Source organism: Allotabrizicola aquatica (SeqCode) (assembly GCF_965194375.1).
Classification (GTDB): domain Bacteria; phylum Pseudomonadota; class Alphaproteobacteria; order Rhodobacterales; family Rhodobacteraceae; genus Tabrizicola_A; species Tabrizicola_A aquatica.
Map to the genome: position 1 here is coordinate 277,525 of NZ_OZ239428.1, position 12,548 is coordinate 290,072.

The 12,548-nt window shown below is 64.8% G+C and carries 15 protein-coding genes; 10 read left to right on the top strand and 5 right to left on the bottom strand.

Annotation, left to right across the window (positions count from 1 at the left end; translation table 11 throughout):
- Positions 1-17: 17 nt before the first annotated feature.
- Both AC72UB_RS14555 and clpS read right to left on the bottom strand, forming a co-directional pair.
- A complete protein-coding gene (locus AC72UB_RS14555; RefSeq protein WP_505190406.1) occupies positions 18-1,001 on the bottom strand; it encodes a class I SAM-dependent methyltransferase in 984 nt (327 codons plus the stop codon).
- A 21-nt stretch (positions 1,002-1,022) separates the two neighbouring features.
- Positions 1,023-1,349 (bottom strand): ATP-dependent Clp protease adapter ClpS, encoded by a 327-nt coding sequence (gene clpS / locus AC72UB_RS14560; protein WP_463290369.1) that lies wholly within the window; start codon positions 1,347-1,349, stop codon positions 1,023-1,025.
- A 127-nt stretch (positions 1,350-1,476) separates the two neighbouring features.
- Here clpS and AC72UB_RS14565 point away from each other — a divergent pair, with 127 nt between their 5' ends.
- Both AC72UB_RS14565 and AC72UB_RS14570 read left to right on the top strand, forming a co-directional pair.
- Positions 1,477-2,190 (top strand): HAD family hydrolase, encoded by a 714-nt coding sequence (locus AC72UB_RS14565; RefSeq protein WP_463290356.1) that lies wholly within the window; start codon positions 1,477-1,479, stop codon positions 2,188-2,190.
- Positions 2,191-2,339: 149 nt separating this feature from the next.
- Positions 2,340-3,893, top strand: a complete 1,554-nt coding sequence (locus tag AC72UB_RS14570; protein WP_505190407.1) for a D-alanyl-D-alanine carboxypeptidase family protein — start codon at positions 2,340-2,342, stop codon at positions 3,891-3,893.
- Positions 3,894-3,994: 101 nt separating this feature from the next.
- On the opposite strand, the gene AC72UB_RS14575 is transcribed toward AC72UB_RS14570, so the two are convergent.
- Positions 3,995-4,969 (bottom strand): L-threonylcarbamoyladenylate synthase, encoded by a 975-nt coding sequence (locus tag AC72UB_RS14575; RefSeq protein WP_505190408.1) that lies wholly within the window; start codon positions 4,967-4,969, stop codon positions 3,995-3,997.
- Positions 4,970-5,083: 114 nt separating this feature from the next.
- On the opposite strand from AC72UB_RS14575, the gene AC72UB_RS14580 reads away from it, so the two are divergent.
- From AC72UB_RS14580 to AC72UB_RS14600, 5 genes are all read left to right on the top strand, one after another.
- A complete protein-coding gene (locus AC72UB_RS14580) occupies positions 5,084-6,784 on the top strand; it encodes an acyl-CoA dehydrogenase (protein ID WP_505190409.1) in 1,701 nt (566 codons plus the stop codon).
- A complete protein-coding gene (locus tag AC72UB_RS14585; protein ID WP_505190410.1) occupies positions 6,781-7,803 on the top strand; it encodes an MBL fold metallo-hydrolase in 1,023 nt (340 codons plus the stop codon). Before AC72UB_RS14580 ends, AC72UB_RS14585 begins: the two co-directional genes overlap by 4 nt.
- Before the next feature lie 49 nt (positions 7,804-7,852).
- A complete protein-coding gene (locus AC72UB_RS14590) occupies positions 7,853-8,335 on the top strand; it encodes a DUF6173 family protein (protein WP_505190411.1) in 483 nt (160 codons plus the stop codon).
- Positions 8,336-8,472: 137 nt separating this feature from the next.
- Positions 8,473-8,607 (top strand): aa3-type cytochrome c oxidase subunit IV, encoded by a 135-nt coding sequence (locus AC72UB_RS14595; protein WP_463290350.1) that lies wholly within the window; start codon positions 8,473-8,475, stop codon positions 8,605-8,607.
- Positions 8,608-8,652: 45 nt separating this feature from the next.
- Entirely contained in the window at positions 8,653-9,294 is a 642-nt protein-coding gene (locus AC72UB_RS14600) for a hypothetical protein (protein ID WP_463290349.1), read from the top strand.
- 15 nt (positions 9,295-9,309) lie between these two features.
- On the opposite strand, the gene AC72UB_RS14605 is transcribed toward AC72UB_RS14600, so the two are convergent.
- The gene (locus AC72UB_RS14605) at positions 9,310-9,642 is read right to left on the bottom strand and encodes an AzlD domain-containing protein (protein WP_505190412.1); all 333 of its coding nucleotides are present in this window, start codon (positions 9,640-9,642) and stop codon (positions 9,310-9,312) included.
- A complete protein-coding gene (locus tag AC72UB_RS14610) occupies positions 9,639-10,349 on the bottom strand; it encodes an AzlC family ABC transporter permease (protein WP_505190413.1) in 711 nt (236 codons plus the stop codon). The genes AC72UB_RS14605 and AC72UB_RS14610 overlap by 4 nt, the downstream gene beginning before the upstream one ends.
- A 71-nt stretch (positions 10,350-10,420) precedes the next feature.
- On the opposite strand from AC72UB_RS14610, the gene mobA reads away from it, so the two are divergent.
- From mobA to AC72UB_RS14625, 3 genes are read left to right on the top strand one after another with little or no spacing between them, the layout of a single operon-like run.
- Entirely contained in the window at positions 10,421-11,017 is a 597-nt protein-coding gene (gene mobA, locus AC72UB_RS14615; RefSeq protein WP_505190414.1) for a molybdenum cofactor guanylyltransferase MobA, read from the top strand.
- Entirely contained in the window at positions 11,014-11,865 is an 852-nt protein-coding gene (locus AC72UB_RS14620) for a molybdopterin guanine dinucleotide synthesis (RefSeq protein WP_505190415.1), read from the top strand. Before mobA ends, AC72UB_RS14620 begins: the two co-directional genes overlap by 4 nt.
- The gene (locus AC72UB_RS14625) at positions 11,862-12,452 is read left to right on the top strand and encodes a GNAT family N-acetyltransferase (protein WP_505190416.1); all 591 of its coding nucleotides are present in this window, start codon (positions 11,862-11,864) and stop codon (positions 12,450-12,452) included. The genes AC72UB_RS14620 and AC72UB_RS14625 overlap by 4 nt, the downstream gene beginning before the upstream one ends.
- Positions 12,453-12,548 lie beyond the last annotated feature (96 nt).

The window sequence follows — 12,548 nt, forward strand, 5'->3', positions numbered from 1 at the left end:
AAAACCTTTCGAAGGGCTCAGCGCGCCCGGATCGGGTGGGCCGCGCGGAACAGACGGAAGACGGCGTCGCCGCCGATCTCTTCGACCGTGCGAAACAGCGGGGTCAAGATGCGATCATAAGGCAGATGGCGGTTTGCCACCAGCCACAGTGTCCCGCCCGGCAGAAGCCCGCGATGGGCGGCGCGCAGGAAGGCGGCGCCAAGCTCGGGGTCGGCGGCGCGGCTGATGTGGAAGGGCGGGTTCATCACCACCGCATCCCACGGCTGAGCGGGTTTGAAACGGGTGGCATCGGCCCAGTGAAAGCGCGCGCGGGGGTCGGTGATGTTGCGTTCCGCACAGTCCAGCGCGGCCCGATCAGCCTCGACCAGATCCAGCGCTTTGACATCGGCGCGGGTCAGGATGCCGCGGGCGAGATAGCCCCAGCCCGCCCCCAGATCGGCCACGCGGCCATAAAGCTTTTCGGGCAGGGCCGCGGCCAGAAGGACCGAACCCCGATCCGGCGCATCGGCCGAGAACACGCCCGGAAGCGTGACAAAACCGCCCTCAATCTGGCGCGGGGTGGCGGCCCAGCCTGCGGGCTGCGGCCCCGCGTCCAGCACGCAGGCCTTGCCATGGGCCTTTGAGATCACCTCGCCAAGCGTAAAGCCTGCGGCGCGGGCCAGTTTCAGTACAGAGTCGATCCCGTCGGTCTTTTGGCCATCCACAAGGATCGGTGCCCCAGCGGGCAAAAGTGCCGAGGCTTGGGCAATCAGTGCCAGCGCCTCGGCCCGCGCGCGGGGCAGGCAGACAACTGCGGCTGAGGGCTTGCCGCCCTCCATCCGATAGGCTTGCGCCTGAAAATGGTCGACATCGGGCTTAAACCCGGTCAGCACCACAACCCGCGCCTTCGGCAGGGGCGACAGATCATCCCCGGCCTGCGGCGACAGCACCACGATGTCGCCCAAGGGCGGCAAGACAAAGGCGCCGCTGTCCAGCGCCATTTCCAGTCGGGCAGATCGCATGGGCTGGTGCGGCCTTACGGCCTACTCCTTTTCCATCGTGCATTGCAGCGGGTGCTGGTGACGCCGAGCGAAATCCATCACCTGCGCCACCTTGGTTTCGGCGATCTCATACGAGAACACACCCACCACCGCGAGTCCCTTCTTGTGGACCGTCAGCATGATCTCAAAAGCCTGCGCATGGTTCAGGCCAAAGAAGCGTTCAAGGATATGCACGACGAATTCCATCGGCGTGTAATCGTCGTTCAACAGCATGACCTTATACAGCGGCGGGCGCTGGGTGCGCGTCTTGGTCTTGGTCAAAAGCCCAGAGTCAGGACCGTCACCGGACCCGCCATCTTTTTCAGACATGGTAAAGGGCGTTACTGCCAAGGCGGCCTCATCTTCGGATTCGTGCTTCAGGGTCTTGGGGCGCAATATAGCGGATTTCCGGCTTGCGGAAAGGCCCCCTTCCCGCAAAGGCTGTGCGGCAGAGGAGATGACTATGCTGACCACCATCGGGTTTGATGCCGACGACACGCTTTGGCACAACGAAACCTTCTTTCGGCTGACCCAAGACCGCTTTGCCGAGCTTTTGGCCGATCATTCGCCAGCCGACCATTTGCATGACCGGCTGCTGGCGGCCGAACGGCGCAATCTTGGCCAGTATGGCTTTGGCGTCAAAGGCTTCACCCTGTCGATGATTGAGACGGCCATCGAAGTCTCGCAAGGCCGGGTGCCCGCCGCAGTGATCGGGGAAATTCTGGCAGCGGGGCGTGAGATGCTAGAGCATCCGGTCGAGCTTTTGCCCCACGCCCGCGCTGTAGTGACAGCCCTTGCGGAGGCGTATCGGGTGGTGCTGATCACAAAGGGTGATCTTCTGGATCAGGAACGCAAATTGGCGCAATCCGGGCTTGGCGATCTCTTCGACGGGGTCGAGATCGTGTCGGACAAGACGCCCGAGATTTATCGCGCCGCCTTTGCCCGCCACGGCACAGGGGCGGATCAGGGGCTTATGGTGGGCAACTCGCTGAAATCCGATGTGCTGCCGATGCTAGCCGTCGGCGGCTGGGGCGTACATGTGCCGCATGGGCTGACATGGGCACTGGAGCGCGCCGATCCACCCGTCGGCCACCGGCGATTTCATGAGATAACCGACTTGGCCCCCCTGCCCGATTTGGTGTCTGAGCTGGCACAAAGCCACAAGACCTAGTGGTGGCGCACGCGATGCGTGTAAATTGCAACCATGAGAAACCCTGTGAAAGCCATTGAAACTAAGGGGTTTTCCGGTTTCAAAACCCGTGCTACTCTGGCTTGAGCATAAAGATAAGCCCCCGGCAACAGGGGGCATTGAGGCAGAGCATGATCGGCAAGGCTACGACGCACCTTCTGGGGCAGTACGTTCGCAATTTCGCTATTGTGATGGCAGTGGGCCTGTTGGGCGCCTGCGGGGGCATGCAGCCCGCTGGGGCCGCGCCCTATTCGGCTCATGTGATGGATGCCCGCACCGGCGAGACGCTGTATTCGGACAATTCCGAAACGCGGTTGCACCCGGCCTCACTCACCAAAATGATGACGCTTTACATCGCGTTTGAAGAGATTGAGCGCGGTCGTCTGTCGCTGGATACGATGGTGACGGTGTCGAAATATGCTGCTGCACAACCGCCGTCGCGGTTGGGTTTGAAGGCGGGGCAGAAGATTCAACTGCGCTATCTGATCCGCGCTGCAGCCGTGAAATCAGCCAATGACGCGGCCGCCGCGATCGGCGACCATATCGGCGGAAACCATGAAAAGTTTGCCGCCCGCATGACCAAGACGGCGCGCGCTTTGGGCATGAAGGACACCACGTTCAAGAATGCCCATGGTCTGACGGCCAAGGGCCATCTGTCCACCAGCCGCGATATGTCGGTTCTGGGGCGGCATCTGTTTTATGATTTCCCCCAGTATTACAACATCTTCTCGCGCCGCTCGACCGATGCGGGGCTTGCGCAGGTCAACAACACCAACCGTCGGTTTCTGGACGCCTACAAGGGCGCAGATGGCATCAAGACCGGCTACACCGACGCGGCGGGCTTTAACCTGACCGGCAGCGCCGAACGTGGCGGCGTGCGGATCATTGCCACCGTGTTCGGCGGCAAATCGACCGCTGACCGCAATGCGAAGATGGCCGATCTTCTTGATATGGGTTTCCGCAAGGCGGGCAAGAATGTGCAGGAACAGCCGCCGACCAAGATTGCCCCAGCCGATGATGAAGCCCTGATGGCCGCCAACAGCGCCGATGAGGCCTTGCCAGAAGTTGAGGGCGGCGCGGCTAAGACCATTCGGCTTCAGTTGGCCGTAAAGACCTCACTGCGGCCGCAGGCGCGGCCCGAATATGGGGAGGCGGCCGAAGAGGTTGTGGCCTCTATGCAAGACAGCATTGCGGGGGCCTTGGCCGAAGCGGCAGGCGCGCCACCGCCGGCTGACAGTCTGGAAGGCCAAGCCGTGGCATTGTCGGTCACCGCAGCACCGGCCGTGACATCCAATGTGGCTTTGGTGGCGATGGCCCCACGCCCCGAGAAGCGCGCGGCGCCGATTTATGACACCACAGCGGAATTGGCCGTCGCCGAGGCCGAGCAGGTGGCGGCGAACGAGGTCGTGACGTTGTCCACCTCGGGTGGGCGGCATTACGGGGTGATGATCGGGCAGTTCAACAGCCACAATGAGGCAGATCGGTTCCTGACCAAGACCGTGCTCGCCGAGGGTCCGACCTTGGGCCATGGGCTGCGAAAGGTCGTACATGGCAATCAGGGCTATACTGGCAATGTGCTGGGCCTGACCCAGCGCGAGGCCGATCTGGCCTGCGCGCGGCTGCAGTCCAAGGGTGTGCAGTGCTTTACGATGGGCGCGCCAGAAGAAGTGCTGAACGGCGGCTGAGCCTAACGGTTTTGCCAAGCAAACGGGGGCGCTTCGCCCCCCGCGCGGGTTTGAGGACCAAACCCGCTTCCCCCCGAGAGTAGTTCCAAAGGCGCAAAACCTTAGGCCGAACCGTCCGATGGCCGGGGGGCTGCGGCGCGTGACAGCCGGTCATTGATGGCGCGGCCTAAGCCGTGGTCGGGGATCGGCGCGGCGGTGATGCGGCCACGGGGCCCTGCAAGCCGGTCGGCTTCGCGCAGGCTGTGAAACAGGTTGGCCGCCGCCTCAGTCAAATCGCCCGAAGGCGACAGGTTCAGCATGGCGCGGGCGATCCCTTCGGGGCTGGGGCCAAAGCCAAGATGCACCGCATCTGGCTCCGGCCCGCAGTTAAGCTGCAAGGGCGCGGCGGGGGCATAGTGGCTGGCCAGTTGGCCCGGTGCGGTGAGCGGATCACCGGCTTGGTGCAGCGCGACAGGGCCGATCAGCGCCTCGATCTGTTCCAGCGCGATGCCACCGGGGCGCAAGAGGGTTGCAGGACCAGTCAGTCCGAGGATCGTAGATTCCACCCCCACCGCGCAGGGCCCGCCGTCAAGGATCGCGCCGATGCGGCCCGAAAGCCCTTGCGCCACATGCTCGGCGCGGGTGGGCGAGACCTTACCAGAGGGGTTGGCTGAGGGAGCCGCCAAGGGGCCGCCAAAGGCGCGGATCAGCGCAAGGGCCACCGGATGGGCCGGGATGCGGATGGCAACGCTGTCAAGCTCTGCCGTGACGAGCGGTGAGAGGCCTACCCCCTCACGCAAGGGCAGCACCAAGGTCAGAGGGCCGGGCCAGAAGGCCTGAGCCAGCGTGCGGGCGCGCGCGTCGAACACGGCGAAGGTCTCGGCCATGGCCAGATCGGCGACATGTACGATGAGAGGGTTAAAGCGCGGGCGGCCCTTGGCCTCATAGATCCCGGCCACCGCCCGGTTGTTTTGCGCATCGCCCCCAAGCCCGTAGACCGTTTCGGTCGGAAAGGCGACAAGCCCGCCGTCGCGCAGCATCTGCGCGGCGCGGGCAAGGCCCGAGGCGTCGGGCAAAAGGGGTTCGGTCAGGGTCATGCGTGACGCAGCGTTGGGGTTGCGGGGGTGGCCCAAGGGGCTAGGGTATGCCCATGGGCCATACCCGGCCCCACGCCATTTGCCAAGAAGCCGCCAGACCCGACCGAGGTTTTCATGCCCTACCGCGCCCCCCTGACCGAATTGCGCTTTGTGCTGGATCATGTGGCAGGCTTTGCCCAAGTGGCCGCAACGCCGCGCTTTGCCGAGGCCAGCCCCGAAACCGTGGCCGCCGTTCTGGCTGAGGCCGGGCGGCTGAGCGAAGAGACGTTGGCGCCGTTGAACCGGGTGGGCGATACCCATCCGGCGCGTCTGGAAAACGGAGTGGTGCGCACCTCGCCCGGCTTTGCCGAAGGATATCGCGCCATCACCGCAGGCGGTTGGGTGGGGATCGCAGCCAGCCCAGCCTATGGCGGCATGGGTCTGCCGATGGCGCTGACATCCTGTGTCAATGAAATGCTTGGGTCGGCCTGCCTTGCGCTGCAGATGAACCCTTTGATGACCCAAGGCCAGATCGAAGCCTTGGAGCATCATGCCAGCGACGAGATCAAGGCGCTTTACATCCCCAAGCTGATTTCCGGTGACTGGTGCGCGACGATGAACCTGACCGAGCCGCAGGCGGGCAGCGATGTGGGAGCCTTGCGCACCAAGGCCGAGCCTTTGGCGGATGGCACCTATGCGATCACCGGGCAGAAGATTTACATCTCATGGGCCGACAATGATTTCACCGAAAACGTCTGCCATCTGGTATTGGCGCGGCTGCCGGACGCGGCGGAAGGGTCGCGCGGGATCAGCCTCTTCATGGTGCCAAAGGTCATTCCCGCCGCGGACGGGACCTTGGGCGCGCGCAACGGCGTGAAGGTCGTCAGCCTTGAGCATAAGCTGGGGCTGAACGGCTCTCCCACGGCGGTGATGCAGTATGAGGGCGCCAAGGGCTGGCTTGTGGGTGCGCCACACAAGGGGTTGGCCGCCATGTTCACCATGATGAACAACGCAAGGTTGGGCGTTGGAGTGCAGGGCGTCTCGATTGCCGAGGCCGCGTTTCAGCAGGCGCTGGCCTATGCGATGGAGCGCAAGCAGGGCCGCACGCCCTTTGGGCAGGGGGCGATCGTTGACCATGCCGATGTGCGCCGCATGCTGGCCGAGATGAAGGCCGAGACCTTTGCCGCTCGTGCCATTGCGCTGGCCTGTGCCGTGGCCATCGACATGGGAACCGCCACGGGCGAGGCTGGATGGCTGGCCCGCGCGGGGTTTCTGACGCCGATTGCCAAGGCTTACGGCACCGATGTGGGCAATCTGGTGGCGCAGATGGGCGTGCAGGTGCATGGCGGCATGGGGTTCATCGAAGACACGGGTGCAGCGCAGTTTCTGCGCGACGTGCGGGTGACGACGATTTATGAGGGCACCAACGGCATTCAGGCGATGGATCTGGTGGGGCGTAAGATGATGGACGGGGGCGAGGCAGCGCTTCGGCTGATCGACGAGATCGAGGCCGGGGCTGAGGCGGCGCGCAGCCTGTGGCCCGATCTGGCGACGCCGGTCTGGAACGCCGCCGAGGCGCTGCGCGAGGGGACGGAGCTTTTGCTCGCCCAATCGCCTGAGGACCGCAACGCCGGGGCCGTGCCCTATCTGACCGCCTTTGCGCGGGTCTTGGGCGGACATTTCCACTTGAAGGCCGCGATGGCCGAGGCGGCGCGCGCCGATCTCGCCCGGGTCTATATCCGCCGTCTGATGCCCGATCATGCGGCGCATCTGGCGCAGTTGCGCGAAGGGGCCGCCGGGCTTTACGCGCTGACACCGCAGGCGTTGCAGGCGTGAGTTTGCGTTTTCCGTTCGAGACCCCGCCCGACCCCGGCGCGGCGGTAGAGGTGGCCGAGGGTGTCTTGTGGCTGCGCCTGCCGCTGCCGATGGCCTTGGACCGTGTGAATGTCTATGCGCTGGCCGATGCCGATGGCTGGACGCTGATCGACACCGGCATGAACAGCCGCAAAACCCGCGACATCTGGGAGGCTGCTTTGGCCGGCCCCCTTGCGGGCAAGACGGTGGCGCGGGTGCTGCTGACGCATCATCATCCCGATCATGTCGGCCTTGTGGGCTGGTTTCAGGACCGCGGGGCCGAGCTTTTGACCACCCGCACCGCCTGGCTTTATGCGCGGATGCTGACCTTGGACGTGCAGGACCGGCCTTCGGCGCAGTCGATGCAATTCTACACCCGCGCGGGGATGACCCCGGAGATGCTGACCAAACGGGCGACTGAGCGACCCTTCAACTTTGCCGATGTGGTGGCGCCGATGCCCTTGGGCTTCACCCGGGTTGAGGAGGGCGAGACCCTGACGCTGGCCGGGCGGCGCTGGCGGGTTCGGCTGGGCCAGGGCCATGCGCCAGACCACATCACGCTGTGGAGCGAGGTGGACGAGTTGGTGATCGGCGGCGATCAGCTTTTGCCCGGCATTTCACCCAATATCGGGGTCTATCCGACCGAGCCCGAGGCCGATCCCTTGACCGATTGGCTGGAGGCGACCGCGCGTTTTGTGCCCCATGCGCGCGACGATCAGCTGGTGCTGCCGGGCCATAAGCTGCCTTTCACGGGTCTGCCCTTTCGCTTGCAGCAGATGGCCGAGAATCACCATCAGGCTTTGGAGCGGTTGCTGGGCCACCTGCACGAACCCCAAACGGCGGCAGGGTGTTTTCCCGCGCTTTACAAGCGCCCGATCGGCGAGGGGGAATATGGGTTGGCGCTGGTTGAGGCGGTGGCGCATCTGAACTGCCTCTTGCGCCGCGGTCAGGTTTGCCGTTCGCTGCGCGCCGATGGTGCTTGGCTTTGGCAGGCCGTGTAAGGGGTGCGCCCTGCCCTGTAAGCCGGGCGGGTTGAGACAGGAGTGTCGGATGACCAAGACCGATCCAGAGGCTGAGGCAAAGCTTGCAGAGGCCGTGCGCAAGGCCAGCGGGCTGCCTCAGCGGGGGCAGGACGAGACGGCACAGGCGGCGGCTGAGGTCGTAGCAGCCTTTGAGCCCGCGCTTTCCCCCGAGGACAAAAGCCCAGCACGCTGGGCCTATGAGCGGATGGTCCAGTATATCCGCAACTTTGAAGCGCAGTTAAACGCCAATGAAGAGGTAGCGATGGGCTTTGCCGGATCAGATGCCGGTGTCGTCAGCATCGAGGGCTTGGGCTATTACGACCCTGATATCCTGACCTTTTATGGCCGCGACGAAGAGGGGATGAAAACCCAGCTGGTGCAGCATGTCACGCAGCTTTCGGTGATCTTGCGCGCGGTGCCAAAGGTGGCGCCGGAAATCCCGGCGCGGCGGATCGGTTTTCACCTCGCGCCCGGCTGGACAGGGGGCGAGGCAGGGGACGGGTCGGCCTAAGCAGCGGCCTTGCGCTCGGGCTGCCGTGGCGGCCCTGCCGCTGCAACGGACGAAACCATTCTGCGGCCACCTGCCCCCGTGACAGCGCCCGGTGAATCGGCTAAAGGCTGGCAAACGCGATACGAAGGAGCTTTCAAATGGCCGAACACAAACATGGTTCGATGGACATCCGCGATCATGAAAAGACCTTTGCGGGCTTTATCAAGCTCGCTATGTGGACCGCCGGCATCGCGATTGGCGTTCTGATTTTCATGGCGCTTGTGAACGCCTGATCGGTTTAACGTTCTTCGTCGCCCGCCAGAATTGGACCTGCCGCCATGCTGCGCCTCTCATTTGCTTTTGTGGCGCTGGTTGCCTTGACTGCCTGTGGCGCGGGCGGGACGAGTTCGGCGCCGAATGCCTCGGACAGTGCCATTCTTGCGGCGCGTTATGTCGATGACAGCCAGCCCTCGGTGACGCTGTTCACGGTGGTGAACAACCAAAGCGGATCTGGCGCCCATTCGGGGCTTTTGGTCAACGGATCAGAGCGCGTGCTCTTTGATCCCGCGGGCAGCTTCAACCACCCCCGGCTGCCTGAACGCGGCGATATGCACCATGGCATGTCCGACCCGATGGTGGCCTTCTACATCGATTATCATGCGCGTGAGACCTATCGGGTGATCGAACAGAAGCTGTCCGTATCGCCCCAAGTGGCCGAAATGGTGCTCGCCCGCGCCAAGGCCCGCGGCGCCGTGCCGAAGGCGCATTGCGCCAATTCAATCTCGGCCATCTTGCGCGATGTGCCGGGGTTCGAAAGCCTAGGGGTGACCTACTTCCCCAATCGGCTGGCCGACCAGTTTGGCGAATTGCCCGGTGTGATGACCCGCGTCATCACCGATGACGATGCCGATGATAACCACGGGGTCTTGCTGATTGATCCCGTCGAAGTCGCGGCGACGATCAACATTAACGGGAACTAAGCCCGGCGGTCCGGCTTAGGCCACGCCCAGCACCACCGGTAAGAGATAAAACGTCACCCCGCCCGCGCCGATGGCGGCAATCATGTTGCGGGTCAGCACACCTGCCAGAACCGTCACCGCAATAGCACCAAGGCGCACGGGATCCAGCGCGCCTGCCGTGGCGGGCGGCCAGAGGACGGCCGGGGCCACCAGCGCCGGCAGCACCGCCACCGCCGTGTAGCGCAACGACCGCACCAGCCAAAGCGGCAGCGGCCGGTTGCCGAGAAGCCCCAGAAACGACAGCCGGATCAGATAGGTGCCGATGCCAAGCACCACGACCACCAGCCAAAAGGTCGGACGGTCGATCATGCCCGATCCCTCCACGCTTCGGTGATCGCCCCGGCCGCCATGCCCACCGCCGCGCCGACCAAAAGCCCAGTGCCGTAAGGCATGGCCCAGAGCATCAGCGTCACCCCAACCGACACCGCCATGGCCACCGCATGCGGCAATGTGGTCAGCATGGCCGCGGTCATCCCGACAAAGGTGATGGGCATCGCGAAATCGAGCCCCCATGTGTCTGGCACCGCGCGGCCCAGATGCGCGCCGACAGCCGTTGAGATGTTCCAGATCGCGGTGATCGGCGTGACGGTGCCGAAGAAATAGGCCACCTTCTCAGCCACCGTTAGGCTGCGGTTCTTTTCAAACTCGGCCAGCGACAGGGCAAAGCTTTGGTCCACAAGGAAATAGGCGATGAGGGCGCGGATCCCAAAGGGCGCAGCCCCCAGATGCGGGGTCAGTGCGACCGAATACATCATCATCCGCAGGTTCACCGCAAGGCCAGTGGCCAAGATCACCAAGACCGGCGCCTGATCCTGCATCAGTTGCAGGGCAGCAAGTTGGCTGGCCCCGGCAAAGACCGCGACGGAAAAAATCTGCGTCTCCCAAGGACCAAGCCCGGCCTCGGCCGACAGCACGCCAAAGAGCATCGCGAAAGGCACGATAACCACAAAGAAAGGCAGCGCGTGGGCGGCACCTTTGTAAAACGCCTTGCGGGTCTGAGATGTGGGTCTGGGCAATCCGGGGGCAATCCGCTTGTCGAACGCGTGCCTTGGGCTTACGGCTTTCGTAAGCGAAGGGAAAGGGCCGGATGCGGATCTTTGGGGTGATCCTTGCGGGCGGACAGGGCCAGCGCATGGGCGGGGTGGACAAGGCGATGGAGCCTTTGGCCGGTGCGCCCTTGCTTGCCCATGTGATCGCGCGGCTGGAGCCGCAGGTGGAACGGCTGGCGCTCTCGGCCAATGGTGATGCCGCGCGCTTTGCGCGTTTTGGCCTGCCGGTGCTGCCTGATGGGCCGGGTGCGGGCCCTTTGGCCGGGGTTCTGGCGGCGCTGCGGTGGGCCGCACCTTTGGGCGCGACGGCGATTTTGTCGGCCCCGGTGGATGGCCCCTTCCTGCCCGGTGATCTGTGCCCGCGCCTGTGTCTGGCGGCCGAAAGTGCCCCAGAGGGACTGGCCGTGGCACAGGCGGGCGGACGGTTGCATCCGACCTTTGCGCTCTGGCCCGTGGAACTGGCCGAGCCTCTGGCCGCGTTTCTGATGTCTGGTGCCAAGCCCAAGGTGATGGATTTCGTAGCCGCCCATGGCGCGACCGAGGCGCGCTTTGCCGAAGGATCAGGGTTCGACAACCTCAACACGCCCGAGGATCTGGCGCGCGCCGAGGCCATCTTGCGCGGGTCCGCCGGATGAGGCCCTTTGACCGGGTGATCGTAGCTGATTGGTCGGCGGCCGGGTCTGTATCCCCCGCGCGGCCTTCGGCCAATGCGATCTGGTTAGGGATCAGCGACAGCGCAGGCACCGAGACGCGCTATTTCCGCAGCCGCGCCAGCGCCGAGGCCTATCTGACCGAGGCTGTCGAGGCGTCCCAAGGCAGGCTCTTGATCGGGTTCGATTTTCCGATGGGCTATCCTGCGGGCTTTGCCGCGCGGGTGACTGGGGTGCCGACTGCCCGCGCGGTCTGGGGCTGGCTTGCCCAGCATCTCAGCGATGCGACCGACAATCGCAACTCACGATTTGAAACAGCGGCAAGCATCAATGCCTCCCTTGGTGGCGCGGGTCCCTTTTGGGGCCGACCGCGCAGCTTGCCCCTGCCCGCCCTGCCCGAGACCAAGGCGGTGAATTATCAGGCCCTTGGGCTGGCCGAGCGGCGGCAGGTCGAGACCGTGGTGCCGCGCGCCCAGCCGGTGTGGAAGCTTTACACCACCGGTGCGGCAGGCGGTCAGGGTCTGGTGGGGCAGCCGATGATCCACCGGCTGGCAATGCTGCCGGGCGTGGCGGTGTGGCCTTTTGATCCGGCCGATGCGCGGGTGGTACTGGCCGAGGTTTACCCCTCGCTTCTGGCGCGTGCCGTGGCGGCAGACCCGGCCCCGATCAAGGATGAGGCGCAGGTGCGGCTTTTATCGCGCGCGCTGTGGCGGCTTTCGCAGGGCGGGCGCATCGCCCCTCTTTTCGCCACACCCGGGGGCGCGGTCATCACCGAAGAGGGCTGGATCCTGGGCGCAGGTCACGGGCCAGCGTTGGAGCCGGCGCTGGCATGACGCGCGGCATCACCGTCTCCTTGGGCCTGCCCCCTTCGCTGCGCGATCAGGCGGCGGTGATCTATTGGCAGGCCTTTGGCGGCAAGCTGGGCCGGGTCATGGGGCCAGATGCGCGCGCCCATGCGTTTTTGGCGCGGGTGATGCGGGCCGATCATGCGCTGGTGGCGCGCGATGAGACCGGGGCGCTGTTGGGCCTTGCCGGGTTCAAGACGCCGCAGGGCAGCTTTGCGGGGGGCAGCTGGACCGACATGCGGGCGGTCTTTGGGCTGGCGGGGCTGGCCTGGCGTCTGCCGCTTTTGGCGCTGTTGTCGCGCGAGGTGGACAACGACCGCTTCCTGCTGGACGGCATCTGCGTGGCCCCGGCCGCGCGCGGGCTGGGGGTGGGGTCTGCCCTGATGGCCGCGATCGAAGATGAAGCGCGGGCGCGCGGGTATGCCTATGTGCGGCTGGATGTGATCGACACCAACTGGCGCGCGCGCGCACTTTATGAGCGTTTGGGATATATGGGCATCAAGACTGCCCCCTTGGGGCCGTTGCGCCATGTGTTCGGCTTTGACGCGGCGGTGACCATGGTGAAGCCGGTCTGATCGCCTAAAGGCTCTGCCCACCAAAGCCCCCCACCCCATCCCTCCCCACAAGGGGGAGGGGGCCGCTGATCCTCCTATGAGGTAGGGGCGAGATGT

What these genes read in the sequence shown, in the direction of transcription:
- AC72UB_RS14580 (WP_505190409.1), top strand. Translation starts at nt 5,084, where the DNA reads ATGCCCTACCGCGCCCCCCTGACCGAATTGCGCTTTGTGCTGGATCAT.
- AC72UB_RS14600 (WP_463290349.1), top strand. Translation starts at nt 8,653, where the DNA reads ATGCTGCGCCTCTCATTTGCTTTTGTGGCGCTGGTTGCCTTGACTGCC.
- AC72UB_RS14590 (WP_505190411.1), top strand. Translation starts at nt 7,853, where the DNA reads ATGACCAAGACCGATCCAGAGGCTGAGGCAAAGCTTGCAGAGGCCGTG.
- mobA (WP_505190414.1), top strand. Translation starts at nt 10,421, where the DNA reads ATGCGGATCTTTGGGGTGATCCTTGCGGGCGGACAGGGCCAGCGCATG.
- AC72UB_RS14605 (WP_505190412.1), bottom strand. Translation starts at nt 9,642, where the DNA reads ATGATCGACCGTCCGACCTTTTGGCTGGTGGTCGTGGTGCTTGGCATC.
- AC72UB_RS14620 (WP_505190415.1), top strand. Translation starts at nt 11,014, where the DNA reads ATGAGGCCCTTTGACCGGGTGATCGTAGCTGATTGGTCGGCGGCCGGG.
- AC72UB_RS14595 (WP_463290350.1), top strand. Translation starts at nt 8,473, where the DNA reads ATGGCCGAACACAAACATGGTTCGATGGACATCCGCGATCATGAAAAG.
- clpS (WP_463290369.1), bottom strand. Translation starts at nt 1,349, where the DNA reads ATGTCTGAAAAAGATGGCGGGTCCGGTGACGGTCCTGACTCTGGGCTT.
- AC72UB_RS14555 (WP_505190406.1), bottom strand. Translation starts at nt 1,001, where the DNA reads ATGCGATCTGCCCGACTGGAAATGGCGCTGGACAGCGGCGCCTTTGTC.
- AC72UB_RS14565 (WP_463290356.1), top strand. Translation starts at nt 1,477, where the DNA reads ATGACTATGCTGACCACCATCGGGTTTGATGCCGACGACACGCTTTGG.
- AC72UB_RS14570 (WP_505190407.1), top strand. Translation starts at nt 2,340, where the DNA reads ATGATCGGCAAGGCTACGACGCACCTTCTGGGGCAGTACGTTCGCAAT.
- AC72UB_RS14575 (WP_505190408.1), bottom strand. Translation starts at nt 4,969, where the DNA reads ATGACCCTGACCGAACCCCTTTTGCCCGACGCCTCGGGCCTTGCCCGC.
- AC72UB_RS14625 (WP_505190416.1), top strand. Translation starts at nt 11,862, where the DNA reads ATGACGCGCGGCATCACCGTCTCCTTGGGCCTGCCCCCTTCGCTGCGC.